The sequence below is a fragment of the Yoonia sp. R78084 genome (assembly GCF_044595625.1).
Taxonomy (GTDB): domain Bacteria; phylum Pseudomonadota; class Alphaproteobacteria; order Rhodobacterales; family Rhodobacteraceae; genus Yoonia.
In genome coordinates, this window is the sequence record NZ_CP138993.1 from 3,373,134 (window position 1) to 3,397,755 (window position 24,622).

The 24,622-nt window shown below is 58.4% G+C and carries 24 protein-coding genes; 12 read left to right on the plus strand and 12 right to left on the minus strand.

The window, feature by feature from the left end; all coding sequences use genetic code 11:
• Positions 1-75 precede the first annotated feature (75 nt).
• The 5 genes from dnaN to gyrB all read left to right on the plus strand — a co-directional run bounded on the left by dnaN (position 76) and on the right by gyrB (position 5,918).
• Positions 76-1,194 carry a DNA polymerase III subunit beta gene (dnaN, locus tag SJY29_RS16940; RefSeq protein ID WP_055297029.1) on the plus strand — a complete coding sequence of 373 codons (1,119 nt, stop codon included), beginning with the start codon at positions 76-78 and terminating at the stop codon, positions 1,192-1,194.
• 61 nt (positions 1,195-1,255) lie between these two features.
• Complete coding sequence (gene recF / locus SJY29_RS16945) at positions 1,256-2,356, plus strand: DNA replication/repair protein RecF (RefSeq protein ID WP_400085238.1); 1,101 nt, start codon at positions 1,256-1,258, stop codon at positions 2,354-2,356.
• The gene (locus SJY29_RS16950) at positions 2,353-2,781 is read left to right on the plus strand and encodes a VOC family protein (RefSeq protein ID WP_400085241.1); all 429 of its coding nucleotides are present in this window, start codon (positions 2,353-2,355) and stop codon (positions 2,779-2,781) included. The genes recF and SJY29_RS16950 overlap by 4 nt, the downstream gene beginning before the upstream one ends.
• Positions 2,778-3,398: a LysE family translocator gene (locus tag SJY29_RS16955; RefSeq protein WP_400085244.1), complete on the plus strand. Its 621-nt coding sequence runs from the start codon at positions 2,778-2,780 to the stop codon at positions 3,396-3,398. Before SJY29_RS16950 ends, SJY29_RS16955 begins: the two co-directional genes overlap by 4 nt.
• Positions 3,399-3,503: 105 nt before the next feature.
• The gene (gene gyrB / locus SJY29_RS16960; protein ID WP_400085247.1) at positions 3,504-5,918 is read left to right on the plus strand and encodes a DNA topoisomerase (ATP-hydrolyzing) subunit B; all 2,415 of its coding nucleotides are present in this window, start codon (positions 3,504-3,506) and stop codon (positions 5,916-5,918) included.
• 6 nt (positions 5,919-5,924) lie between these two features.
• On the opposite strand, the gene SJY29_RS16965 is transcribed toward gyrB, so the two are convergent.
• From SJY29_RS16965 to SJY29_RS16975, 3 genes are read right to left on the minus strand one after another with little or no spacing between them, the layout of a single operon-like run.
• Positions 5,925-6,956: an AbrB family transcriptional regulator gene (locus SJY29_RS16965; RefSeq protein WP_400085250.1), complete on the minus strand. Its 1,032-nt coding sequence runs from the start codon at positions 6,954-6,956 to the stop codon at positions 5,925-5,927.
• 30 nt (positions 6,957-6,986) lie between these two features.
• Positions 6,987-7,892 (minus strand): rhodanese-related sulfurtransferase, encoded by a 906-nt coding sequence (locus SJY29_RS16970; protein WP_400088968.1) that lies wholly within the window; start codon positions 7,890-7,892, stop codon positions 6,987-6,989.
• A 6-nt stretch (positions 7,893-7,898) separates the two neighbouring features.
• Positions 7,899-9,164, minus strand: coding sequence for an Hsp70 family protein (locus SJY29_RS16975; protein WP_400085252.1), 1,266 nt, complete (start codon positions 9,162-9,164; stop codon positions 7,899-7,901).
• Positions 9,165-9,310: 146 nt separating this feature from the next.
• On the opposite strand from SJY29_RS16975, the gene pncA reads away from it, so the two are divergent.
• The gene (pncA, locus tag SJY29_RS16980; protein WP_400085255.1) at positions 9,311-9,904 is read left to right on the plus strand and encodes a bifunctional nicotinamidase/pyrazinamidase; all 594 of its coding nucleotides are present in this window, start codon (positions 9,311-9,313) and stop codon (positions 9,902-9,904) included.
• Here the strand turns inward: pncA and SJY29_RS16985 are convergent.
• Together SJY29_RS16985 and SJY29_RS16990 are read right to left on the minus strand one after the other, a co-directional pair.
• On the minus strand, positions 9,901-10,758 hold the full coding sequence (locus SJY29_RS16985) for a DMT family transporter (RefSeq protein WP_400085258.1): 858 nt from the start codon (positions 10,756-10,758) through the stop codon (positions 9,901-9,903). The genes pncA and SJY29_RS16985 overlap by 4 nt on opposite strands.
• 34 nt (positions 10,759-10,792) lie before the next feature.
• Positions 10,793-11,299, minus strand: a complete 507-nt coding sequence (locus SJY29_RS16990; RefSeq protein WP_400085260.1) for a hypothetical protein — start codon at positions 11,297-11,299, stop codon at positions 10,793-10,795.
• A gap of 70 nt (positions 11,300-11,369) precedes the next feature.
• Here SJY29_RS16990 and pncB point away from each other — a divergent pair, with 70 nt between their 5' ends.
• The gene (gene pncB / locus SJY29_RS16995) at positions 11,370-12,662 is read left to right on the plus strand and encodes a nicotinate phosphoribosyltransferase (RefSeq protein ID WP_400088970.1); all 1,293 of its coding nucleotides are present in this window, start codon (positions 11,370-11,372) and stop codon (positions 12,660-12,662) included.
• A gap of 21 nt (positions 12,663-12,683) precedes the next feature.
• On the opposite strand, the gene SJY29_RS17000 is transcribed toward pncB, so the two are convergent.
• Both SJY29_RS17000 and arfB read right to left on the minus strand, forming a co-directional pair.
• The gene (locus SJY29_RS17000; protein ID WP_400085263.1) at positions 12,684-13,019 is read right to left on the minus strand and encodes a cupin domain-containing protein; all 336 of its coding nucleotides are present in this window, start codon (positions 13,017-13,019) and stop codon (positions 12,684-12,686) included.
• A gap of 87 nt (positions 13,020-13,106) precedes the next feature.
• Positions 13,107-13,526: an alternative ribosome rescue aminoacyl-tRNA hydrolase ArfB gene (gene arfB / locus SJY29_RS17005; RefSeq protein ID WP_110280618.1), complete on the minus strand. Its 420-nt coding sequence runs from the start codon at positions 13,524-13,526 to the stop codon at positions 13,107-13,109.
• Between the two features lie 205 nt (positions 13,527-13,731).
• Here arfB and SJY29_RS17010 point away from each other — a divergent pair, with 205 nt between their 5' ends.
• Positions 13,732-14,688: a hypothetical protein gene (locus SJY29_RS17010; RefSeq protein WP_400085266.1), complete on the plus strand. Its 957-nt coding sequence runs from the start codon at positions 13,732-13,734 to the stop codon at positions 14,686-14,688.
• Between the two features lie 719 nt (positions 14,689-15,407).
• On the opposite strand, the gene SJY29_RS17015 is transcribed toward SJY29_RS17010, so the two are convergent.
• The 5 genes from SJY29_RS17015 to SJY29_RS17035 all read right to left on the minus strand — a co-directional run bounded on the left by SJY29_RS17015 (position 15,408) and on the right by SJY29_RS17035 (position 19,848).
• Positions 15,408-16,049: a queuosine precursor transporter gene (locus SJY29_RS17015; protein ID WP_400085269.1), complete on the minus strand. Its 642-nt coding sequence runs from the start codon at positions 16,047-16,049 to the stop codon at positions 15,408-15,410.
• 72 nt (positions 16,050-16,121) lie between these two features.
• A complete protein-coding gene (locus SJY29_RS17020) occupies positions 16,122-16,952 on the minus strand; it encodes an esterase-like activity of phytase family protein (protein WP_400085272.1) in 831 nt (276 codons plus the stop codon).
• A 21-nt stretch (positions 16,953-16,973) separates the two neighbouring features.
• Complete coding sequence (gene mepA / locus SJY29_RS17025) at positions 16,974-17,876, minus strand: penicillin-insensitive murein endopeptidase (RefSeq protein WP_400085275.1); 903 nt, start codon at positions 17,874-17,876, stop codon at positions 16,974-16,976.
• Positions 17,861-19,237 carry an MFS transporter gene (locus tag SJY29_RS17030; RefSeq protein ID WP_400085278.1) on the minus strand — a complete coding sequence of 459 codons (1,377 nt, stop codon included), beginning with the start codon at positions 19,235-19,237 and terminating at the stop codon, positions 17,861-17,863. Before SJY29_RS17030 ends, mepA begins: the two co-directional genes overlap by 16 nt.
• Before the next feature lie 65 nt (positions 19,238-19,302).
• Positions 19,303-19,848: an acyl-CoA thioesterase gene (locus tag SJY29_RS17035; RefSeq protein ID WP_110280612.1), complete on the minus strand. Its 546-nt coding sequence runs from the start codon at positions 19,846-19,848 to the stop codon at positions 19,303-19,305.
• A 137-nt stretch (positions 19,849-19,985) separates the two neighbouring features.
• Here SJY29_RS17035 and SJY29_RS17040 point away from each other — a divergent pair, with 137 nt between their 5' ends.
• The 4 genes from SJY29_RS17040 to fdhF all read left to right on the plus strand — a co-directional run bounded on the left by SJY29_RS17040 (position 19,986) and on the right by fdhF (position 24,534).
• Complete coding sequence (locus SJY29_RS17040; protein ID WP_055296968.1) at positions 19,986-20,273, plus strand: YggT family protein; 288 nt, start codon at positions 19,986-19,988, stop codon at positions 20,271-20,273.
• A gap of 128 nt (positions 20,274-20,401) precedes the next feature.
• A complete protein-coding gene (locus tag SJY29_RS17045; protein ID WP_400085281.1) occupies positions 20,402-20,803 on the plus strand; it encodes a PA2779 family protein in 402 nt (133 codons plus the stop codon).
• Positions 20,804-20,811: 8 nt separating this feature from the next.
• Entirely contained in the window at positions 20,812-21,630 is an 819-nt protein-coding gene (locus tag SJY29_RS17050; protein WP_400085284.1) for a PA2778 family cysteine peptidase, read from the plus strand.
• A gap of 135 nt (positions 21,631-21,765) precedes the next feature.
• The gene (gene fdhF, locus SJY29_RS17055) at positions 21,766-24,534 is read left to right on the plus strand and encodes a formate dehydrogenase subunit alpha (protein WP_400085287.1); all 2,769 of its coding nucleotides are present in this window, start codon (positions 21,766-21,768) and stop codon (positions 24,532-24,534) included.
• Positions 24,535-24,622: the final 88 nt, after the last annotated feature.

Consider the following 24,622-nt stretch of genomic DNA (forward strand, 5'->3'; position numbering starts at 1 on the left):
CTTGAGGGTGGCGCAAAATAGAGTACATTTTGCGTCCCGATGGCGTCGGATGCCAAGATATGCGGAGATTGGGATATGAAATTCAGCATTGAACGTGCGGTGCTTCTTAAGGCTGTGGCGCAAGCCCAGTCCGTGGTCGAGCGGCGCAATACGATCCCGATTTTGGCCAACGTCCTGATCGAAGCGGAAGGTGACACTGTCCAGTTCCGCGCGACCGATCTCGACATCGAGATTGTCGACCGCGCGCCTGCCAAGGTGGAACGCGCAGGGGCGACAACAGTTGCTGCGGTCACCCTGAATGAAATTGTGCGCAAACTGCCTGATGGGGCTTTGGTCACGCTGACCGAAGACGGCGCATCCGGGCGGTTGAGCATTGAGGCAGGGCGGTCGAACTTCTCTCTGGCGACATTGCCGAAAGAAGATTTCCCTGTGATGGCATCGTCCGACTATGCCGCCAATTTTTCGGCACCAGCACCCGTGCTGCGCCGCCTTTTCGACAAATCCAAATTCGCAATCTCGACCGAGGAAACCCGCTATTACCTCAATGGTGTCTATATGCATGTCGCCGATAGCGAAGGCGGCAAAGTGCTGCGGTGTGTTGCGACCGACGGCCACCGTCTTGCCCGGATCGACGCCGACCTTCCCGCTGGTGCAGCCGAAATGGCCGGCGTGATCGTGCCACGCAAGACCGTGGGCGAATTGCGCAAGTTGCTTGATGATGACGATATGCAGATTGCGGTATCCGTGTCGGAAACCAAAGTGCGCTTTGCGACACCGGATATCACGCTGACCTCCAAGGTGATCGACGGGACGTTCCCCGATTACACCCGCGTGATCCCGCAAGGAAATACCCGCAAGCTTGAAGTGGATGCCAGCGAATTTGCCCGCGCCGTGGACCGCGTGGCGACTGTATCATCCGAGCGGTCGCGCGCGGTGAAGCTGTCACTCGATGAGGACCGTTTGATCCTTTCCGTGAACGCGCCTGACAGCGGTGCCGCCGAAGAAGAGCTTGCAGTGGCCTATAGCGATGAGCGGTTGGAAATCGGGTTCAACGCGAAATACCTGCTGGAAATCGCAAGCCAGGTAGACCGCGAAAACGCGGTGTTCATGTTCAACACAGCGGGCGATCCGACACTGATGCGTGAAGGCAACGACACCTCGGCGGTCTATGTCGTCATGCCGATGCGCGTGTGACGGGCCCCAAAATTTTTGAAAATTTTGGAGGCAGGATTTTGCAAAATCCTGACAACCGCTTGTGACTACGCTCGCCCTGCAAGAGCTGACGCTTTCGCATTTCCGCTCGCATAAACGCGCGTCGCTTTCGCTTGATCCGCGCCCCATGGCGATATTTGGTCCCAATGGTGCAGGCAAGACCAACATCATTGAAGCCATCTCGCTCCTTTCGCCGGGGCGTGGCCTGCGCCGCGCAGGGGCCGAGGACCTCGCGCGCCGTCCCGAGGCCCTGGGCTGGAAGATCACCGGCATCCTGCAATCCCTCCACCAAACCCACGAGGTCGAAACATGGGCCGAGGCCGGCAACCCCCGCCAACTCCGGATTGACGGCAAGGCCGCGCCGCAAACGGCCCTTGGACGGATCGGGCGCGTTCTCTGGCTGGTGCCTGCGATGGACCGGCTCTGGATCGAAGGTGCCGAAGGACGCAGGCGCTTTCTTGATCGTGCGACGCTCAGTTTCGAGCCGACCCATGCAGAGGCCGTGTTGACCTATGAAAAGGCCATGCGCGAACGCAATCGCCTGCTCAAAGACATGGTGCGCGATGCCCATTGGTATACCGCGATCGAGGCGCAAATGGCCGAGGCGGGCGCCACCATCCAGCGCAATCGCCTTGATGCAATTGACGCACTGACCACGGCGCAAGCCTCCGCCACCACGGCCTTTCCCACGGCCACGCTCGCGCTCACGTCACCCGAGCCAGTGCCGGACGACCTGCAAGCCGCACTCTCCGACAACCGCGCCCGCGACATGGCGGCAGGCCGCACGCTGATCGGGCCGCACCGCGCAGATCTGGACGCTGTCTTTGCCGACAAGGGCGTGCCTGCCAAGGATTGCTCGACCGGTGAGCAAAAGGCGCTTCTGATCAGCCTGATCCTTGCCAATGGCCGCGCGCTTGCCCGCGATTTCGGTGCGCCACCCATCCTGTTGTTGGATGAGGTCGCAGCCCATCTTGACGCAGGCCGCCGCGCAGCGCTCTATGATGAGATCTGCAGCCTCGGCGCACAGGCTTTCATGACCGGCACAGGGCCTGAACTTTTCACCGAACTCGGCGCGCGCGCGCAATACGCGGAAATCACTGAGGTAGACGGACAATCTACCGTCACGCAAAGGGATGCACCATGACACCACAACGCGTCACATTGATCACCCTCGGGGTGGCGGATCTGGACCGTTCCAAAGCCTTCTACGCGGCTCTCGGCTGGACCCCGACCAATGACGAAGGGGAAGTTGTGTTCTATCAGATCAACGGCATGGTGCTTGGTCTTTTTGGTCTTGCTCCTTTGGCGAAAGATCAGGGGCGGCCTGATGCAAAACTGGGCACCGGTGCCGTCACGCTGGCGCAGAATTTCACCACTGATGCAGATGTCGATGCCGCCTATGCCACCGCCCTTGCAGCAGGGGCAACCCCACTCAAGGCGCCAGAAAAGGTCTTTTGGGGCGGCTACTCGGGCTACTACGCGGACCCTGACGGTCACGTCTGGGAAGTTGCGCAAAACCCGTTCTGGACCCTGAACGCCGATGGAAGCCTGACATTGGACACCGCATGACAATCTCGGCCTACGAACTCCTGCTCTATGCAGGAGCGCTGATCATCTTGTTCATGACACCCGGTCCCGTATGGGTCGCGTTGCTCGCACGGTCACTGTCGGGCGGGTTTCAGGCGGCCTGGCCGCTCGCCATTGGTGTGGCCATTGGTGATATCCTCTGGCCGCTGGTCGCGGTATTGGGGGTGGCATGGCTGGTGTCGGAATTTGCTGGCTTCATGGATTTTCTGAAATACGTCGCGGTGCTTGTCTTCATGCTAATGGGCGCGGCATTGATCCGCAACGCCGACCATGGGCTGGATGCCAACAGCAGGCTGATGCGGCCGGGCAGATGGGCAGGGTTTCTGGCCGGTGTCGCCGTCATCGTTGGCAACCCCAAGGCGGCGCTCTTCTATATGGGTATCCTGCCCGGTTTCTTTGATCTGAGCAGGGTCACACCGTTTGATATGGTTGCGATCTGTACGCTCAGTTTCATGGTTCCCTTGGTCGGAAATCTGGTTCTGGCCGCCTCTGTGGATCGCGTACGCGGAGTGCTGAAATCACCCGCTGCAGTGCGCCGGATGAATATCATCGCGGGCTGTCTTTTGATCGGTGTGGGCGTTGTCATCGGGCTGACCTGAGCCCGTGAGCGCCGGACCGCAAAAACCACAAAATATTGTGCCATTTGCGTGACAAACGCCCCCCAAAAGCGTATATTTTGGGCAGAAGAATACAGGATTTCCGACATGGCCAATGAGCCCCAACAACAAGAAGACTACGGCGCAGATTCCATCAAAGTTCTCAAGGGCTTAGAGGCGGTGCGCAAGCGCCCGGGCATGTATATCGGCGATACCGATGATGGCTCGGGTCTGCACCATATGGTTTATGAGGTCGTCGACAACGGGATTGACGAGGCGCTGGCCGGTCATGCCGACCATGTCTATGTGAAAATCAACGCCGACGGATCGGTCACTGTGGGCGACAACGGGCGCGGGATTCCTGTAGGCATCCACGAGGGCGAGGGTGTTTCCGCCGCAGAGGTCATTATGACCCAGTTGCATGCGGGCGGCAAATTCGACCAGAACTCCTATAAGGTGTCGGGCGGTCTGCACGGAGTGGGCGTGTCGGTTGTGAATGCGCTTTCGGATTTCCTTGAGCTGCGCATCTGGCGCGATGGCAAAGAACACTATGCACGCTTCGAAGGCGGCTTTACCACCGAACACCTGCGCGTTGTGGGTGACGCAAACGGGCGCAAAGGCACCGAGGTGACGTTCCTTGCCTCGACCGACACCTTCAGCAACCGTGACTTTGAATTCAGCATTCTGGAAAAGCGTCTGCGCGAGCTGGCGTTTCTGAACTCCGGCGTGCGGATCATCCTTGAGGACCTGCGCCCCGCCGAACCGCTCAAGGCGGATCTGTTTTATGAGGGCGGCGTCAAGGAATTTGTCAAATACCTCGATCGTTCCAAGACCCCTCTGATGGAAGAACCCATCTATGTGACTGGTGAACGCGATGACATCGGCGTCGAAGTAGCGATGTGGTGGAACGACAGCTACAACGAAATGGTGCTGCCTTTTACCAATAACATCCCTCAGCGTGATGGCGGCACCCATCTGGCCGGTTTCCGTGGCGCGCTCACCCGTGCCATTGCGAAATATGCCACCGAGACGGGGATCTCGAAGAAGGAAAAAGTGTCTCTGACCGGCGATGATGCCCGCGAAGGTCTGACCTGCGTTTTGTCCGTAAAAGTCCCTGATCCAAAGTTTTCCAGCCAGACGAAAGACAAGCTGGTCAGTTCGGAGGTCCGCCCCGCCGTCGAGAATTTGATGGGTGAAAAGCTCAACGAATGGTTCGAAGAGAACCCGCAAATGGCCAAGTCGATCATCTCGAAGATCGTTGAAGCTGCCGCTGCCCGCGAAGCCGCGCGTAAGGCCCGCGAAATCCGCCGCAAATCGGCGATGGACGTGAACTTCAACGCCTCCAAGCTGAAGGACTGCTCGGAAAAAGACCCCTCTAAGACCGAAGTCTTCCTTGTCGAGGGTGACTCGGCTGGCGGTTCCGCCCAGACAGGGCGCGACCGCAGCACACAGGCAATCCTGCCGCTGAAGGGTAAAATCCTGAACGTCGAACGCGCCCGTTTTGACCGCATGCTCGGCAGTCAGGAAATCGGCAACCTTGTCATGGCGCTGGGCACCGGCATTGGCCGCGACGAATTCAACATCGAAAAGCTGCGTTACCACAAAGTCATCATCATGACTGACGCGGACGTTGACGGCGCACACATCCGTACTTTGCTGCTGACCTTCTTCTTCCGGCAGATGCCGCAGCTCATCGAAGGCGGCTATCTCTACATCGCACAGCCCCCGCTTTACAAAGTCTCGCGCGGCAGGTCCGAGGTTTACCTCAAGGATCAGGCCGCGATGGATGAATATCTGATCGAGCAAGGCATTGACGGGGCGATGCTCCGCCAAGGCAACGACGAAGAAATCGCCGGTGCTGATCTGCGCCGTGTGGTGGAAGAGGCGCGCCAGCTCAAACGTGTGCTGGAAGCCTTCCCGACGCATTACCCGCGCCACATTCTCGAACAGGCCGCCATCGCTGGCGCGTTTGTCCCCGGAGTTGTGGAAAATGACCTGCAAGGCACGGCTGATCGCGTGGCCGAACGGCTGAACCTGATCGCGCTGGAATGGGAACGCGGCTGGCAAGGGCGCATCACGCAAGACCACGGGATGCGGCTTGCCCGTATGCTGCGCGGTGTCGAAGAGGTGCGCACGCTTGACGGCCCCATGCTGCGCGGTGGCGAAGCACGGCGGACAGGTACGTTTACGCAAAGCCTGCAGGACGTCTACAACCTGCCTGCCACGCTGATCCGCAAGGACCGCAGCCAGGCGATCCACGGCCCGCTTGACCTGCTCAAGGCGATCCTTGAGGAGGGCGAAAAGGGCCTGTCCTATCAGCGCTACAAAGGGTTGGGCGAAATGAACCCGGATCAGCTTTGGGAAACGACGCTCGACCCTGACGCGCGTACGCTGCTTCAGGTCAAGGTCGAGGATCTTGCTGAGGCGGACGATTTGTTCACCAAGCTGATGGGCGACGTCGTCGAACCGCGCCGCGAATTTATCCAGAACAATGCGCTGAACGTGGAAAATCTGGATTTCTAGCGACTGCTAGCCTTTTCTGCTCCGCGTCAGCGTGAACAGGAAAGGCGCCAGCGCGATAACCATCGTGATGCGGATGATATGCATCACCGAAACATAGGCCACATCCTGGCCCATCGCGAGCGTGAGCAAAGACATTTCGGTCAAACCACCGGGCGAGAAGGCCAGAAAGGCCTGCGCGAGGGGGATGCCGCTGATGACGACAATCAATTCCGCAAACCCCACCGCGGCGACCAGCATCAGGAATGATGCGACCGCCGACAGCCCGATATCGGTTCTGACTTCGCGCAAAGTAGCCCCGACAAACCGTGTGCCGATAATCGTGCCAATCGTCACCTGCGCTGCGATCACAAAAATCGTCGGCGGCGCCACCGTCACCCAGCCCGCGATATGGGCCACACCGCTCAGGATCATGGGGCCGAAAATGGGTGCGGCAGGCAGACCCAGCCACTTGCCCAAAAGCGCGCCCAGAACAGCGCAAATGCCAAGGATCACGTAATCCAGTGCGGTAATCTGATAAAGCCCGATCCACTGTGCGGCACCGCGCCCACCACTTGTCACGCCCAGCACCAAACCAAAGAACAACGCCACGAATACGATGATAATCAACACGCGCGCCGCATGGGCCAAAGCGATCCGGCGCTCGTCTCCGCCTGCGGCGGCACCGAGGATCAGCATCTCGTTGATCCCCCCAGGCATCGCGGAATAGAAAGCGGTGACCGGATCGTAACGGCCAAGCCTGCGGTAAACGGTATAAGAAATCCCGGCTGCACAGATCAAAAACAGCGGCAACAAAAGCAAAGTGATCAGCCAGCTTCCCAAAAGGCCCAGCACGTCCACCGACACACCGGACCCCAGCATCACGCCGATCACGGGGATCACATAGGGGCGGAGCCTGTCGGGGCCCGCGATTGGCGCCCGCAGCATCGCGGCGACTGTGTTTGCCACCATCGGCCCAAGCATCCATGGCAAGGGCAAGCCCGCAAAATAAGCAGCCAACCCACCGCACAGCCCAATCGTCAGCGCCAGCAACTGCGGCATGAATGGGTACGAAGCGCGCATACCGAGGATCTATACTCCGCCGATATGGTGCGTGCCGCGCGCCTTGGCCAATTGCATTTGCTTCTGACGCTCGCGGAAACGGCCTTTGTCCGCTTCGGATGTCTCGTGAATGCATTGGTGGCAAGACACGCCCTGCTCGAACGCCGGATTGTCGCGGTCTTCGGGCAGCAGCGGACGACGGCAGGCATGACACAGGATATGTGGCCCTTCCGTCAGCCCATGTCCAACGCTCACTCGCGCATCGAAAACGAAACATTCACCGTCCCATTTGCTTTGCTCTTGGGGGACTTCTTCGAGATATTTGAGGATGCCGCCCTTCAGGTGATACACATCTTCAACACCCTGACCCATCAGATAATTTGTTGATTTTTCGCAGCGAATCCCGCCGGTGCAGAACATCGCGATCCTTTTGTTGTGGAACCGGTGCTTGTTCTTTTCCCACCATTCGGGGAATTCACCAAAGCTTTTGGTTTCGGGGTCAACGGCACCTTCAAAGGTGCCAATCGCCACCTCGTAATCGTTGCGGGTATCAATTACGGCCACATCTGGTGCGCTGATCAGATCGTTCCAATCGGCAGGGTCCACGTAGTTGCCGACCCGCGCCACCGGATCGACATCGGGCTGGCCCATCGTCACGATTTCCTTTTTTAAGCGCACTTTCATGCGGTGGAAGGGCGGCGTGGACGCCGTGCTTTCCTTCCACTCCAGACCGTCACAGCCGGGCAGGGCGCGGATATGCGCAAGCACGGCATCAATGCCAGCGCGCGGTCCGGCAATCGTGCCGTTGATCCCCTCTTTCGCCAAAAGCAGGGTGCCCATGATCCCATTGGACTTGCACAAATCCAACAATGGCCCCCGCAGGGCGGTGGGATCATCAAAGCGGGTAAAGTGATAGAGCGCAGCAACAGTATACATAGGCACTCAAATACGCCTGTCCGCCGAAAGGGGCAAGTCGCGGGATGCTGCAATCGCCAGACCGTCCGCAACAGCGGTAAAGGCTTCGGCCCTTTCATGTGCTGCCTGCGGGAAAAGCGCGGTCATCGTATCCTCAACCACCGTCAGAAGGCTGGAGCCGCCCACAAAAACGATCTTGGAAATCCGGTCGGGCCCGATATCGGCCATCGCCAGCGTTTCGCGCGCGCAGGTCCCAATTTGTGCGGCCTGATCTGTCAGCACATTCTCCATCGCCTCTTGGGTCAAACGCGCCCAGAGCGCGGGTTCGATCACGCGCAGATCAATCCCCACGTCTGCGCGATCCGGTTGGTTGAGCTGGATTTTCCCCGCTTCGACAGCAAAGGCAATGTCATGGCCCAACTCCATCTCAAGAACGGTATTGAGCCGTGCAAATAGCGCGGGATCAACGCCAAGCTTTGCAAAATCCGCCGCCATCCGCCGGTTTTCGAGTGTATAGAGAAAAGGAATTTTCTGCCACGTGGCAAGGTCGTTGAAAATTGCGTTCGGGGCCGTATGCCGCCCTTGGCCCATCGCATTGCGGACCTCGGCACCGCGCCCCAACAGCGGCATGACTTGTGCAATACTGATCGCGCGGTCAAAGTCGGTGCCACCAACGCGCACACCGTGGCTTGCGATAATCCGCGTTGTCTCGCCGTCGCGTTCAAAGATGGAGAAATCCGACGTACCGCCGCCGATATCCACGATCAGCCCCAGTTCACCGCGATCTATCGGGCCACTGGCAAGGGCGGCGGCCTCGGGCTCGTACATAAACGCCACGTCTTTGTAGCCTGCCAAAAGATAGGCCTCGCGCAGGTCAATCTCGGCCTGCGCATTGCGGGCGGGATCGATGGAATGAAACCGCACAGGACGACCTGATAGAGCGACCTCAAAATTCTGGCCGGTCTCGGCTTCGGCCCGTTCACGGATCATCTGCAAAAACCGCGCCACGACCTCCAATAGCGTCATCCGCTCATAGGCAATCTGGCGCCGCTCACGCAGTAAGGGCGTGCCCAGCACTGATTTCAGCGCCTGCATGAACCGCCCTTCACGCCCTTCGATCAGCGCGGCATTGGCAACAGACCCGTAGGTCGTGAGCTTGCGGTCATAGTCAAAAAACACCGAAGTCGGTAGTGTCGTGCGCCCCTGTTCCACCGCAATCAGATGCGGGCGACCGGCGGCCATGATGCCCGCTGCGGTATTCGAGGTGCCAAAATCAATGCCCAAAACCGCCATTTCTACCACCTGATCCTTGCGTGAAAGACGCCGCAGATAGGAAAATAAGCTGCCACTGGCAAGCGCTGTTTTCCAAATCCAATAAAGCGGTCGCAGGTCGGGGCCGAACAGGTTAGCTTGCGCCCATCAACAAAGAGGAGCCCGCCATGACCCATGCCCTACTCGTAATCGACGTCCAGAATGATTTCTGCCCCGGTGGCGCATTGGCGGTCGCGGGCGGTGATGAGATTGTTGCAGGCATCAACACCGCCATGGCCGATTTCGATGCGGTGATCCTGACACAAGACTGGCACCCTGCAGGCCATTCATCATTCGCTTCCACGCATGATGCGGCCCCGATGAGTATGATAGAGATGCCTTATGGGCCTCAGGTGCTCTGGCCTGACCACTGCATTCAGGGCACACAGGGCGCGGCCTTTCATAACCAGTTGCATGTTGACCGCGCTGATCTGATTATCCGCAAAGGGTTTAACCCCGCGATTGATAGCTATTCGGCCTTCTTCGAGAACGACAAGACCACACCAACGGGGCTGGAAGGCTATTTACGCACCCGCGGGATCACCACCCTCACTCTGGCAGGGTTGGCGACAGACTTTTGCGTGAATTATTCTGCCGTGGATGCGGCCAATCTGGGGTTCGATGTGACGGTGAACATGGCGCTTTGCCGCGCGATCGATTTTGACGGCTCATTGGATGCGGCCAAGGATGGCATGGCGCAGGCAGGTGTGACACTGGCCTAGCGGCCTCTGCCTGCGAACCAGACCGAGGATGCGCCCGCCGTCATGATGATGACCAGACCAATCAGGCTTAGACCATCCGGCCATTGGCCAAAAACCAGCCACCCAATAGCCATGGCCGCCAGAAGCTGGCTGTAAATCAAAGGCGCGACGACACCGGCGGGCGTGTTGCGATTTACCAGAACCAGCAAAAGGTTCCCCCCTGCCGATCCCAAGGCCGAAATGGTGATCAGCCCCAGATGGGAAAGCGTCATGTCCGGGATGGGGGCCAATGCAAAGGGCGAGAGCAGAACAGCGCCGATCAAGAGTTGGGAAAACAGCAAGAACCGCGGGCGGAACCCCCCGACGAGCCAGCGGGTCGCCACCAGATAGGACCCGTGAAAACACCCCGCCAGCATGGCAAAGTCCATACCTGTGGTCATGCCAAAACCCGGGCGCACGACAAGTAAAACGCCAGCAAAACTGACCAGCAAAAGACAGGTCCGCAGTGCGGTAATCCGTTCGCGCAACAAGAGCGCCGAAAGGAAGTAGGAAACCACTGGCCCCACAAAGAAACCCGCAAAAACATTCGCCAGCGGCTCGGTTTTCAGCGCGGTCAGGATACAGACGATGCCGCCCACAATCAGGGCAGCGCGCAGATAAAGCCGCCAATCCGTCAGATGCGCCAGATCCGCGCGCACCAGCCCGCACAAAGGGGCCAGCAACAAAGCCGCCAGCGCAAAGCGGGTCCATGCCACAAAAGTCTGGGGGAAACCCGCGCCGGTCAGCACCGTCGCCGCCGCATCCCCGCCCACAATCAGCGTCATCGCCAGAACGACCGCGCCAACCAGACGGGCAGAATAAGGAGTGGTCGTCATACGGGGGCCTTCTGACGCGCGGCGTGTGAAGGGATCACATCAGCGTTTGGCTGGCGACATAGAAAAGCAGGACGAGCCCGAGTAAAAGCCCGCCCAAGGCCAGCATCCGGCGGCCCTTCTTTTGTCGTGACGCGATGCGTGCGGCGATGATCTCGTCGGTCAGATCGCCGGTTCCGGCACCCGGCAAAGGCGCCAACAGCTCATCCTCGACCGGTTCTGCAGTCGAAAGCGCATTCATGAAAGCGTCAAAATCAAAGCCGCCCCAATTCACATTGGCCAGATCGTAGGCATCCAGATTTGCCGTGAGTCGGTCAATCAGTGCGATCCGCGCCTCTTCATCGCGCATCGGATAACGGCCCGGTGGGGCGCCGCTGTTGTACTCCTGCAAAACAAAGCCGCTGTCGGAAAAATAAGCCTGTACGGAGGCGTCGGCCTCTTTCAGCGCGGCGACCGTGGCCGGATCGCGGAACATCGCAGCCTTTTCGCCCGCCACGCCTGTTGGTGGCACCTCCATCATATCGAAATCGTAACGCAATGCCATGTTCACGGCCCCCTTGCCACACCAGCGCCCGCTTGATCTAACACGTAAGCGCCAGCAGGGGGAACTGAATATGGTTGATATCGCAACACGGGTCTGGAACCACAAGTGGAAGATCGATCCGATCGTGCGGTCCTTGATTGATACGGACTTTTACAAACTGCTGATGTGCCAGTCTGTTTTCCGCAATCATCCGGACACGCATGTGTCGTTTTCCCTCATCAACCGCACAAAATCCATCCGTCTGGCCGAACTGGTGGATGAGGGCGAATTGCGCGAACAGCTTGACCATATCCGCTCCCTGCGGCTGACCCGCGGTGAAAGCACATGGCTGCGCGGCAATACCTTTTACGGCAAACGCCAGATGTTCACCCCCGCCTTTATGGAGTGGTTCGAGAACCTGCAATTGCCGCCCTATCATCTGGAAAAGAAGGACGGGCAATACGAGTTGACCTTTGAAGGCACATGGCCCGAGGTGATGCTGTGGGAAATTCCCGCTCTAGCGGTGATCATGGAATTGCGCAGCCGCGCGGTGCTCAAGGATATGGGCAGGTTCGAATTGCAGGTGCTCTATGCGCGCGCGATGACAAAGTTGTGGGAGAAAATCGGCCAGCTGCGCACGATCCCCGATCTGCGGGTCGCGGATTTCGGCACGCGGCGGCGGCATTCCTATCTCTGGCAGGACTGGTGCGTGCAGGCGATGATGGAGGGCCTGGGCGATAAATTCACAGGCACATCGAACTGCCGGATCGCGATGATGCGCGAAATCGAAGCAATCGGGACAAACGCCCATGAATTGCCGATGGTCTATGCGGCCTTGGCCGAGAGCGACGAGACCCTGCGGCAATCGCCCTATGATGTGCTGGCGGACTGGCAGGAAGAACATGACGGCAATCTGCGCATCATTCTGCCCGATACATTCGGCACCAAAGGGTTCCTGCAAGGCGCCCCTGACTGGCTGGCAGGATGGACGGGTATTCGCGTGGATAGCGGTGATCCTGCAGCAGGGGCCGAAACGGCAATTGAATGGTGGATATCACGCGGCGAAGACCCGCGCGAAAAGCTGGTTATTTTCTCCGACGGGCTTGATGTGGACAAGATCGTCGAGTTGCACAAACAATTCGCCGGCCGCGTGCGGGTGTCCTTCGGCTGGGGCACGATGCTCACCAACGACTTCAAAGGTCTGGTCGCCAATGACGGGCTCGCGCCGTTTTCACTGGTCTGCAAAGCGGTGTCCGCCAATGGGCGTCCGACGGTTAAGCTGAGCGACAACCCGAATAAAGCGATGGGGCCGGAGGCAGAGATCGCGCGCTACAAGCGGGTGTTCGGGGTAGGCGCGCAGGAGAAGATGGAGGTTATGGTTTAGGACGATCCGCACAGACCCCCGTCAAACCCTGATCACATATTCCTTCACCGTGGTTTCTTCCACGTCCCATTCGCCCACGAACCCCGGGCGCAGGACAAAGCTGTCGCCGGTTTTCACCGTCATGCAGCTGCCGTCTGCCCCGTGGATATGCGACACACCCGACAGGATGCGGCAGTATTCCCATTCGTCATAGGTTATCCGCCAGCGCCCCGGCGTGCTGCGCCAGATCCCGCAGTAGAGGCCGTCGCGCTCTTCAAGGTTCCACGTGGTAAAAACCGGATCGCCCGAGATCAGCTTTTCCGGTGCGGGGCGGTCCGTTTCGCCCGCGCCTGTGGTGTCCAGTCTGTAGATCAGCATCGGTGGCCCTTTCATGCGGTTGTCTCGGGGCTATTGATGCGCGAAAGGGGCGGGTAAGGGAAACGCGAAGTTATGGCAGCCCCCGCCTTACGCATCCGGATCAACCGACCCCCGCAACGCCTTCACTTCCCCGCGCACCTTCTTTGCCTTCAGCCGCCGCTTCACCGAGCCATAGGTCGGTTTGGTCGCCTGCCGCCGTTTTGCAACCACCAGCGCCTTGCGGATCAATTCGGCCATCCGGTCGCGCGCGATCTCGCGGTTGCGGGCCTGGCTGCGGGTCTCTTGCACAAAGATCACAACCGCGCCGTCCTTGGTCCATTTCTGCCCCGCCAGCCGTTTCAGGCGCGCCTTGACCGCCTCGGTCAGATGCGGAGAGCGCGCGGCCTCGAACCGCAACTCGACCGCCGTGGACACTTTGTTCACATTCTGCCCGCCGGGGCCGGACGACCGCGCAAAGCTCTCGGTCAGCTCCCAATCGGCAATCTCGATCTGATCGTTGATACGCATGTGATGTCCGTGTGCGGGGTTGGTGGGGAGAGCATACATGGGCGGCGGGGGCGTGGGTAGGCGGTTGGGTAAATGAGATGGTTCGCAGCCTAGGAAGTCGGACATTCAGACGCTTGATAGGCGACACAATAGGCACACTTGACGTTGCTGCACGTCATGAGTGAGTATTGCACTGGAAGTGCCGGATTAGGGTTGAGGTCACGGTTTGAGCTATGATGATTATGAAGCTAATTTCGAAGCTGCCCTGCAATATTTGAGAGACTCTAGTAGGTCCCTTAAGCTTGCTAAAATATTCGGAACTGTAGTTGGCGCGGCTATGATCGCTTTGCACCCATGGGTTTCAACGCAAAGCTTTCAAAATGCTCAAGATATAGCCAGCATTTTACTCTGGGTGGGGTTAGCTCTTACGACATTTAGCTCATTAGTCCTTGTTTTTGCAGATCGCACCACTTCTGAAATACTTGCCGAAAATCTGCGGCTTTCAAAGCAGCACAGGGAAGATGAGGACGAGTTTGATTTCTACGAAAACTACGTCGATCACGTGTTGGCTAGGTTGTCACTAAACTCTTACATGCGCGAGATTGTTGAGGCTGCAACTGTTGATGACGGTTTTGACTTAGATGCACTAAAAAAGTCATCCAAAGCAGTGCTGGGTCTACTTGATGAACGCAAGACAGCCCTCTTTGGAATTCAAGATGAAAAGTGGAATTTTGGTGTTTATCGCTACGATGCAGAAGTTGAAAAACTTGTATGTTTGGCATGCAAAAGAGCAGATGAGGTCCCACCCAATCATGTGCACCGGAGTTGGCGTGTAGGAGAGGGGCATGTAGGACTAGCATACAGCAGAAGTAATGAAATTATTTTTTCAGATGCGAACACTCCCGAACTTCGAACTGTTGTCGGCGCAAAAGGGCAAAATTATCGTGAATATGACGAGCATGCATATCGCTCTCTCGCCTCAATGCCTATTTCGACTGATGGTGCGAACCCTCTCGGAATACTCGTAGCTACCAGCGATAAAATTGGAAGATACCAAGATGAATCTGAAAGAGGAGAGCGTGACTGGGAGCGAGAAGATGCGTTAAGAGAAACTGCAGCTTTTCTTGCTATTCTTTTCAAGTTGATTCATGATGAGTATGCAAAGAAGGTCGAAACATCCTAAATGATAAAGCGTAGAAACCTTTCTGGAGGAGTAGCCGTGGATTCAAAGTCAAAAATTGGACAGCTCACTCGTGAGATTGACGTTCTCGTTCGTGAATACGTAAAGAATGGTGATGCTACTGCTGTAGCAAAAGCTAGCAGACTATCTCGCGAACGGGAGGGACTGTTAAAGCCTAAAGTGTTTCGGTCAAACAAAATGAAGGAAGCAAGCTGAGTGAACTCAGAACTGCTTTGATGTAACGCTCTGAATAAGGCTTTGCGGTCTTAATCGCTAGCACCAAAGTCACTGCGACCTATATACTTGTATTTGTTATACTTTTGGGCATCGGTATGCCAACATGTTGGCTCGTGGTTTCACGTAATCTTCTACGCCATATGTCCTCTACACACATAGTTACGCCCCAACCCCATCCACACACCTGTACATACGCCGTGTGTACAGCCCGTGTACACCTTGTGTACGCCCCGAACCCCCACGAAAAAGGGCCACCCCGGCGAACGGGATGGCCCTTTCCTGAATTTCGGAGGTGGGTCGGTTAGGAACTCCACCTTGGGTTCACGTCAGCCAAGGGCTGCCCTAGCTGCGCTCCTCCCAAGTTGTCCCGACACACTTCTCCAATACCTCATGATGCACTGGATCACCTCCTTTCAATGTTTCGCCTGAAAGCAGAAAACCACAGATTTGGTATATTTCAAGTAAAAAGATACCTGATCTCGTGTTTATGCGCTGCGCAGCAGCATACGCGTAACAATGAAGCGAAATGGCACCAAAGCGAGCAGCGCGATGCTGAGTTTCACGCCCCAGTCGGCCACGGCCAGTGTCACCCAAAGCGGCATCTCGGGACCGGTGAGCAGGAAGGGTGCGGCGTCCTGCGCCCACATGACTTCTTCGGCGGCAGATGCGTTCAACCCGTTGAAAACGGCTGCAAATGCGATGGAAAAGAAGATCACCGTATCCACGGTTGACCCAACCAGCGTGCTGCCCAGAGGGGCCTTCCACCACGATCCGTCACGCAGGCGGTCGAACACCACGATGTCCAGCAATTGCGCAATCAGGAACGCCGTCGCCGAGCCGATCGCCACACGCAGCGCCACGGCCGGATACTCGAACCCGTCGCCCTGGATCATGATCCGGCTGCCGATCAGCGAACAGATGATACCCACGACAAGACCCGAGAACACGACCTTGCGCGCAGCCGACGGCCCGTAGACGCGGTTCATCACGTCGGTGACAAGAAAGGCCAGCGGATAGGTAAACGCCCCCCAGGTCAAAAGCCCGTCGAGCAGCAGAAATTGTACGAGGATGTTGGATGCCACAACAATGGTGGCCATGGCGAGAACGCCGGGAAGGATACGTGTCATGCGATAAATCCGTTTTGACAAGGTTGCGGCACTTGGCCCCCGACGGGGACAGGGCGCATTAACGCCCTCTGCCTACTCCGTCAATCGGTATTCGACGATCTCGGTCCTTTGGAACATGCGAAAGTTGTCGTCGGAAATCAGCGTGATCCGCAGCCCTTGGGCGTCTTGCCAGACGCTGATCCCTTCGAGGTTATCATGTGTGCGCAGGCCCGTTTCGAGAATGGTCTCTTCATTGCGACCGTCCAGATCAAACCGCCTGATACGGCTGCGAAACCCGATGCCGGTAAAGTCGCGTTCCAGTACATAAAGCCTGCTATCGGGCCCGACATCCGCGCCGACAGGGAGGAAAGCCCCTGCACGTGTGATCTCGAACGGCTGATCCCAGACACCGCCTTTGAGCCTGAAGACAGGGAAAGGCCGCGTCGCCAGCCCCGACCTTTCAGGCAATGTGTAAAGCGCGCCGTCCGGGCCAATCGCCAAGGCCTCAAGACCTGAGTTGGGTTGAAATGCTTTGAAGTCCCATGCGGTTACGAGTTCGGATCCGGGCCGGTCAACGTCTGCAAAGGAACGGACGCCATCCTCGCCCTCAAACGAGATATAAAGCGTCCCGTCCGGCCCAATGGCGAGCCCCTCGCTATCGTTCAGGTCATCGGCAAGCGGTGCGCGGGTTGGTCCGAGCAGGCGCCGTAAGACGCCGAGGTCGATGCCGGTAATCGCGTTCCCCTCGCGTATGAATGTGCCGCGCGCGATGCTGCCGCGGTCTGTCAGGGCGACGAAATCCATTCCATCGGCCGTCACCTCAATGGCTGAGAAGCCGCCGAAGAGCCGGTCGCTCACGCGCCAGTCATAGCTGCCAAGATATGTGACCTCGGCATAGGCAGGCACGGCCCTGAGCAGGGCCAAGAGGCATAAAAAGCGGAACACTTACTGGGCGTTCAAGACGGCTTGGCACTGGCCGGGCAGGTTCGCCATCGTCAGCTCTGCGCGCGGTGTCGGTGGTGGCGCGTTGGGGTCCGGCGGAGGTGGGTTCAGGATACGATCCACCCATTCTTGTGCTTCGGCACAGCCATCGCCGGGCGGCGGTGGTGTCTGGTTCTCGCAACCCGCCGCACCCGCCGGGCAATTCAGGCGTACATGGAAATGATAGTGATGGCCCCACCAAGGGCGCACTTTGGACAGCCAGCTACGATCACCGGTTGCCGAATTGCACATTGCGACCTTTGCACCTGGGAAGATAAAGATGCGTGCAGTGCGCGGGTCTGACGCTGCGGCGCGGACGATCGCCTCGTGCTGGGGCGTCCAAAGGTCGTTGGTAAAGGCGCCCGCATTGCGCCGCATCGAGATGGACGAAATGCTTTCGCGCTCGGCCACTGTGAGGTCGAGCCGCTGGGGCGGTAGCATCCAGACATCAATGTCCAGACCGGTCTGGTGGCTGGCATGTCCGGTCAGCATCGGGCCGCCGCGCGGCTGGCTCATATCGCCGACATAAAGCCCCGCCCATCCGGGTTGTGTCGCGGCAAAGCGGCTGAGATCGCGGACGTAATCCAGCGTTTCGGGTTGCGCCCAATTGCGGTTGCGCGACAGCCGCATCGCCTGCCATGTCGGACCTGTTTCTTCCAACTGCTGCGCGCCGGCCTGACAGCCACGCGAATAGCTGCCAAAGGGCTGCGACCCTTGTGGCGAGGCGTCAGGTGCCGCGCCGAAGAGCGTCTTGGCGATACGTGTGTCGTTGAAATTCTGGCTGGACAGGCTGACAACAGGCGGTTCTTCCGTCTGGCATGCGGCCAATCCGATGGTAAATGCTGCTGCGATTATGAAGCGGACCATTCTGCGCGATCTCCGTCTTTATTCACCCATCGTAGCAACAAAAGCCCGATCAGGAAAAGAAAGATTACAGGCAAGAACCCTAATTGATTGCTACCGGTCATGATCGTGAACAAAGTGATCAGCGCAGGGGCAAGAAAAGCGGTGGCTTTGCCGGTAAGCGCAAACAGGCCGAAAGCCTCGGCGGGGCGGTCGGGATGGGTGTGACGCACCATCATTGACCGTGACGAGGCATAAACCGCACCGCCCGCGCCGCCGATGCAAACACCGCAGATGTAGAAGATGATGTCAGGGATGCCCGAGCCTTCGGCAAAGGGAATGCCGAAGATGCTTTCGCGTGACATACCCACGATGACAACCGAGACAAGTATCAGCACCCAGACAGAGGCGCGGATCACAGGTTTCGGGCCATAGCGTGCGTCTGCCAGACCTGACAGCCATGTTGTGATGGCGGCGGCAATCGCGGCGATTATTCCGAACACGCCAATCTGGATCGTCTGCCAATCCAGCACCAGTGCCGCATAGACACCACCAAAGGCGTAAAGCGCATTGAGCGCGTCACGGTAGAACATCGACCCTACCAGAAAGTTCAGCAGGCTTTTGCGGTGGAAGACCGACCGCAGCGTTTCCATCAACTCGCCCCAAACCGCGCCCAGTTTGGTGGATTTCCGTTCGGCTTTGGGATCGTCGCGTACGAACATGAAGAAGGGGATGATAAAGATGACGTACCAGATCGCGATAAACGGCCCGACAAAGCGCGTGCCCTCGCGTGCCTCCGGGTCCAACCCGAAGAGCGGCGCATTGCCCAACAAGGTGACGCCCTGATCGTTCTCGGCAAAGAGCAGGAGCATGATGAAGAGCGAGGTCACGCCACCCCAATACCCAAAGGCCGCACCCGAGCCGGAAATCCGCCCGACCTCTTTGTCATTGCCCAGCGATGGCAGAATGGCGTTCACAAAGTTCAACGCGCTTTCGGCAGCAAAGAAGCCCACGTAGAACATCACGAGGACAAGGATGAGCGACGATCCGTCCGGTGTCAGCCCCCACAACATGAAGGTCGTGACAACATAGACGACCGAGAAGAAGGCGATCCACGGCATCTTGCGGCCCGAGTTGTCCGCGAACGCTCCCAGAAACGGGGCTGTGAATGCAATCAGTAGCCCTGCTACGGTTTGGCCCGCTGACCAGACCCATTGCGCCTGCGCGTCTGCCGCACTTTCGGACATGCCCGTGCTGAAGAAGTACTCGGTCGCGACAACGGCGAAATAGGGGCCAAAGATGAAGGTCAGGCCAAGCGTATAGAAAGGCTGCGAGGCCCAATCGAAGGCCATCCATCCCCAGATGCGTTTCTTTGCGACTGCCATACTCTTGTCCCTGCTCTTCCCTGACGGGATAAGACACAGATAAGCCTATGGCTGGCAAGAATTCTTTATTGCGACGTGCCGTCGTCCTCGGGTGGCCAGGGGCGGGTGTTATCCGCATCAATCCAGGCTTGCACCCATGCGGGCTTTTCGGGCGAGGGTTGGTCAAGCCCCACTGCCGCAAAGACACGGGCAGGGTTCACGATACCGTTCTTGTCGGTCACGGCGGCGCGGAACAGGGCTTGTACCGCGCATTGGTCACCAATCCAGATGGTATGCTCGAGATAAAAGAACCGCTCGCTCCAGCCGACCGCCTTGCTCACAATGCGGAATTTCACGAACGGACGGATCCGTTTGCGATAGCGGATCGACGCGCCCGCCATCGTCAAGCCCCAGCTTTCCTTGCGCAGGGCATCGAGCAGTCCCGTGCGCTGGGCAAGACCGGTACGGCCCAGATCAAGCATTGTCAGGATACGCCCGTTGTTCATTTCCAGGTATTGATCAATGTCCTGCGGCCAGCAGCGGTGATGCGACACATGGCTGCCCAAAGGGTGCAGCGGGGGCATACGTTTGGCTTTGAGAACCTCTTTGATGACGCGGATAATGGGATACATGCGGTCGTCCTTTCTTGCCTCGCGGGGATGCGCTCGCGTGACGTCCGCGTCAACTTTGACCTTGCGGCAGCCCTTGGGCTTGTCGCGGCGCGCGCAAGCGCTTAGATCGTGACAAACAGTTCAAAAAGGCCGCATCCATGCTGACAATTATCCAAGCCCTTCTGCTGATCATTGGTGTGATCCGGTTCTTTGTTATCGCGCATTTCATCATGAGCTGGCTGATCCGGTTTGAGGTCTTGAACATCCGGCAGGAATTTGTGGGTCAGGTCTGGTACGGGTTGGAGCGTGTTCTGGAGCCGATCTATAGCCGCGTGCGCCGGTTTATGCCGGATCTGGGCGGGATTGACCTGTCACCGATCGTTGTGCTGGTCGGCCTTGAAATCCTGCGTATCTTCTTGATCAACAACATGTTGGCATTCGCCTAGTCTGGTTTTTGCCGATTGGGCGTTTAATTTCCCGCAAAGAGTTGCGCTGGGGCAGAAATTGCTCAAAACTATGTGTATTGGGGCAACGTGGCGGACCGGAATGCCGCCACAGAATGGGAAAGAACGACATGGGTTTTCTTAATCTGAGCAAAAAAGGTATCGCAATCGCGCTTTCGGCGCAGATGGTGCTGGCCACGCAAGCGGTTACAATGGCGCAGGCCGAGATGCTGGGCACAGATGCAGCGATCAGCAAATACACGGCTTTGGCGAACCGCAATGCGCTGATGGATGAAATGCAGCGCGATGAGGTCCGCGCCGAGATCGAAGCGCTTGGTGTCGATCCCGCCGAGGCCGAGGCCCGTCTGGCCGCGCTGTCCGATACCGAGATCGCCACGATGCTGACGCAGATGGAAAATGACAGTGCCGGTGCCGATATCGTGGGCACGCTGTTCACGATTTTTGTGATCCTGCTGGTCACTGACCTTTTGTGCTTTACGCGCTTCTTCAACTTTACGCGGTGCGTCCGCTAGGCGCATTTGTGAAACGCTTTGCCTGCCTGCTGGCCCTGTGCTGGCTGGCGGCCTGCGCGCCACCTTTTGATCCGGATGAACGCCTGTCCTTCGACGCCCCGACACGGGCGCAAATCACTGGCGTGCCACTGATCCAGCAGGAAGATTTCTTTTGTGGTCCCACCTCGATCGCGATGGTCATGCAGTGGGCAGGGGCCGAGATTTCACAAGAAGAGGTCGCCGCCCTTGCCTTCAGCCCGGGCGCGGGCGGTACCTATCTGGCAGATATGATCGGCAGCAGCCGCAGGTTGGGCCAACTTGCTGTCGAAATTGATAACTTTGATCATCTCTTGACCGAAGTGACCGCAGGCCATCCGGTGATTGTGTTTCAGAACCTCGGGTTCAGTGTGGTGCCTGTCTGGCATTACGGCGTTGTGACAGGCTATGATTTTGCACGCGATGAGGTCTATCTGAATTCCGGCCAGCAGGACCAGATGGTCATGCCGTTTTCGGTCTTTGAGCGCACATGGCGGCGCGGCGATTACTGGGGGCTGGTGGTGCTGCCGCCCGATCAACTACCCGCCAGCGTGGACGAGGCCGAGGTCCTTTCTGCCGCTGCCGCGCTCGAACGGGTCGCGCAGTATGAGGCAGCCGAAACGCTTTATGAAACGGGTGCCGCGAAATGGCCGGAGAACTGGCTTTGGCAATTCGGTCTGGGCAATGCCCGCTATGCGCAGGGCGATCTGCGGGGTGCGCGACAGGCATTGCGCCGAGCCCGCAGCATTGATCCCTCAATTCCCGAAGTCCGCGCCAACCTCACCTTTGTCGAAAGCGAAATCGCGGGTTAATTCCCCTCATGCATCCCCCACGTAACCCATCGGAAATCCCGCATGGCGCAAATGTGCTGCTTGCGGTCGCGCATGACCTTTCAGTGGCAAGGCACAAATGGTCTATATTCGGGCAACGCACCTTGGAGGTTCCCGATGTCAGATCCAATTACCTTTACGCTTGACGGTCAGACCGTGACCGCGCAACCGGGTGAAACGATTTGGGAAGTGGCCAATGGACGCGGCCTTGTGATCCCGCATTTGTGCCACAAACCCGCGCCCGGTTATCGGTCTGACGGCAACTGCCGCGCCTGTATGGTTGCAATCGAGGGCGAGCGGACCTTGGCCGCGAGCTGTATCCGCGAACCCTCCGAAGGCATGGTCGTGACGACCGACCAACCCCGCGAAAAACAGGCGCGCCGCATGGTGATGGAGCTTTTGGTCGCCGACCAGCCCGCCCAAGAGGTGGCGCACGATAAATCCGCGCATCTGTGGGACATGGCCGCGAAACAGGACGTGAGCGAAAGCCGCTTTCCCAAGGCCGATCCCGATCACATCCCCTTGCTTGATGACAGCCATGTGGCGATGTCGGTGAACTTGGATGCCTGCATCCAATGCGGCCTTTGTGTGCGCGCCTGCCGCGAAGTGCAGGTCAACGACGTAATCGGCATGGCAGGGCGCGGCGGCAATGCCTATCCGGTCTTTGATATGGCCGATCCGATGGGCGCGTCCTCTTGTGTGGCCTGTGGCGAATGCGTGCAGGCCTGCCCGACGGGGGCTCTGCTGCCCGCGACGGTGACGGACGAAAACCAGATGGGCGACACGAAAGACTACGACAAAGAGGTCGAAAGCGTCTGCCCGTTCTGCGGTGTCGGCTGCCAGATCAGCCTGAAGATCAAGGACGGCAAGGTTAAATTCGTCGAAGGCATCAACGGACCCGCCAATGAGGGGCGGCTTTGCGTGAAAGGGCGGTTCGGGTTCGACTATATCCACCACAATCACCGTCTGACAAAACCATTGATCCGCCGGGATGATGCGCCTGCCAAAGGCCTGAACGTGGACCCCGGCAACTGGCAAACCCATTTCCGCGAAGCCAGTTGGGAAGAGGCGCTGGATGTGGCCGCCAAAGGCATGGCTGACATTGGTGGTACAGGTGTAGCCGGTTTCGGCTCGGCCAAATGCACCAATGAAGAGGCCTATCTGTTCCAGAAACTGATCCGCCAAGGATTTGGACACAACAATGTCGATCACTGCACGCGGCTCTGCCACGCGTCATCGGTCGCGGCGCTGATGGAAAACGTAGGCTCGGGCGCTGTGACCGCGACCTTTAACGAGATTGAAAACGCGGATGTGGCCATCGTCATCGGGGCCAACCCGATTGAAAACCACCCCGTCGCGGCGACCTATTTCAAGCAATTCACCAAACGCGGTGGCAAGCTCATTGTGATGGACCCGCGCGGTCAGGCACTCAAGCGGTTTGCATCCCATATGCTGCAATTCCGGCCCGGTGCCGATGTGTCGATGCTGAACGCGATCATGCATGTGATCGTGGAGGAAGAGCTTTACGACCGCCAATATATCGAAGCCTACACCGAAAACTGGGAAGCCGAGAAAGCGCATCTGGCTGACTTTACACCAGAGAAGATGGCCAAGATATGCGGCATCGAGGCCGAGGTGCTGCGCGATGTGGCCCGCACCTTCGCCGGTGCCCAGGCCGCTATGATCTTTTGGGGCATGGGTGTGTCGCAACACATCCACGGCACCGACAATTCCCGCTGCCTGATCAGCCTTGCGTTGATGACCGGCCAAGTGGGGCGGCCCGGTGCCGGTCTGCACCCGCTGCGCGGGCAAAACAACGTGCAAGGTGCCTCTGATGCGGGCCTGATCCCGATGTTCCTGCCTGATTATCAGCCGGTGGGCGATGACGGTGTGCGGTCTGCGTTCGAGGAGATTTGGCAAGAAGGCACGATTGACCCCAACAAGGGGCTGACCGTCACGGAAATCCTTGATGCGGTCCACGCAGGTGACATTCACGGCATGTATATTTTGGGCGAAAACCCCGCGATGTCTGACCCTGATGTCGAACATGCCCGCGATGCGCTGGCGAAGCTGAAACATCTGGTTGTGCAGGATATCTTCATCACCGAAACAGCGAACTATGCTGATGTGATCCTGCCTGCCGCCGCCTTTGCTGAAAAGTCCGGCACGGTCACGAATACCAACCGACAGGTGCAAATGGGCCGCCCCGCCGTGCCGCCACCCGGTGAAGCACGCGAGGATTGGTGGATCACCACAGAACTTGCCAAGCGCCTTGGCCTGAACTGGACCTACACCCACCCGCGTGAGGTCTTTGGCGAAATGGCGCTGTCGATGAAATCGCTGTCCAACATCACATGGGACCGGCTTGAGGCGCAGAATGCCGTGACCTACCCGTCGCTATCGCCCACCGATCCGGGCCAACCGATTGTCTTTGGCGATGGTTTCCCCCGCGCCAACGGGCGTGCGCGTTTCACCCCCGCCAGCGTGATCGCGCCGGATGAAGCACCAGATGCAGAATATCCGATGATTATGACAACAGGTCGGCAATTGGAGCATTGGCATACCGGCTCTATGACGCGGCGATCACGTGTTCTGGACGCGGTTGAGCCGGAAGCGAACTGTTCGCTGCACCCCTCGACACTGCGCAAGCTGGGTGTCGAGCCGGGCGGGATGGTCACGGTCTCGAGCCGCCGTGGCAGCATCACGATCATGGCCCGCGAAGACCGCGCAGTCGCCCCCGATATGGTCTTTGTGCCTTTCGCCTATGTCGAGGCGGCGGCGAACGTGCTGACCAACCCGGCGGTCGATCCTTATGGCAAGATCCCCGAGTTCAAATTTTCTGCCGTGCGCGTCGAAAAGGCCGAAACCACCGTTCCGGCCGAGTGAAAACCTGCGTATCTAACGCCGGTTTAGGGGGCGCTATTGAATAGCACCCCCGCAACAGCCTAGCCTTTGGCTGAGTGCGGAGCCCATT

Coding starts and splice junctions, on each gene's coding strand:
- dnaN (WP_055297029.1), top strand. CDS start 76: ATGAAATTCAGCATTGAACGTGCGGTGCTTCTTAAGGCTGTGGCGCAA.
- SJY29_RS16950 (WP_400085241.1), top strand. CDS start 2,353: ATGACACCACAACGCGTCACATTGATCACCCTCGGGGTGGCGGATCTG.
- SJY29_RS16955 (WP_400085244.1), top strand. CDS start 2,778: ATGACAATCTCGGCCTACGAACTCCTGCTCTATGCAGGAGCGCTGATC.
- gyrB (WP_400085247.1), top strand. CDS start 3,504: ATGGCCAATGAGCCCCAACAACAAGAAGACTACGGCGCAGATTCCATC.
- SJY29_RS16965 (WP_400085250.1), bottom strand. CDS start 6,956: ATGCCGCAGTTGCTGGCGCTGACGATTGGGCTGTGCGGTGGGTTGGCT.
- SJY29_RS16970 (WP_400088968.1), bottom strand. CDS start 7,892: ATGTATACTGTTGCTGCGCTCTATCACTTTACCCGCTTTGATGATCCC.
- SJY29_RS16975 (WP_400085252.1), bottom strand. CDS start 9,164: ATGGCGGTTTTGGGCATTGATTTTGGCACCTCGAATACCGCAGCGGGC.
- pncA (WP_400085255.1), top strand. CDS start 9,311: ATGACCCATGCCCTACTCGTAATCGACGTCCAGAATGATTTCTGCCCC.
- SJY29_RS16985 (WP_400085258.1), bottom strand. CDS start 10,758: ATGACGACCACTCCTTATTCTGCCCGTCTGGTTGGCGCGGTCGTTCTG.
- SJY29_RS16990 (WP_400085260.1), bottom strand. CDS start 11,299: ATGGCATTGCGTTACGATTTCGATATGATGGAGGTGCCACCAACAGGC.
- pncB (WP_400088970.1), top strand. CDS start 11,370: ATGGTTGATATCGCAACACGGGTCTGGAACCACAAGTGGAAGATCGAT.
- SJY29_RS17000 (WP_400085263.1), bottom strand. CDS start 13,019: ATGCTGATCTACAGACTGGACACCACAGGCGCGGGCGAAACGGACCGC.
- arfB (WP_110280618.1), bottom strand. CDS start 13,526: ATGCGTATCAACGATCAGATCGAGATTGCCGATTGGGAGCTGACCGAG.
- SJY29_RS17015 (WP_400085269.1), bottom strand. CDS start 16,049: ATGACACGTATCCTTCCCGGCGTTCTCGCCATGGCCACCATTGTTGTG.
- mepA (WP_400085275.1), bottom strand. CDS start 17,876: ATGGTCCGCTTCATAATCGCAGCAGCATTTACCATCGGATTGGCCGCA.
- SJY29_RS17030 (WP_400085278.1), bottom strand. CDS start 19,237: ATGGCAGTCGCAAAGAAACGCATCTGGGGATGGATGGCCTTCGATTGG.
- SJY29_RS17035 (WP_110280612.1), bottom strand. CDS start 19,848: ATGTATCCCATTATCCGCGTCATCAAAGAGGTTCTCAAAGCCAAACGT.
- SJY29_RS17040 (WP_055296968.1), top strand. CDS start 19,986: ATGCTGACAATTATCCAAGCCCTTCTGCTGATCATTGGTGTGATCCGG.
- SJY29_RS17045 (WP_400085281.1), top strand. CDS start 20,402: ATGGGTTTTCTTAATCTGAGCAAAAAAGGTATCGCAATCGCGCTTTCG.
- fdhF (WP_400085287.1), top strand. CDS start 21,766: ATGTCAGATCCAATTACCTTTACGCTTGACGGTCAGACCGTGACCGCG.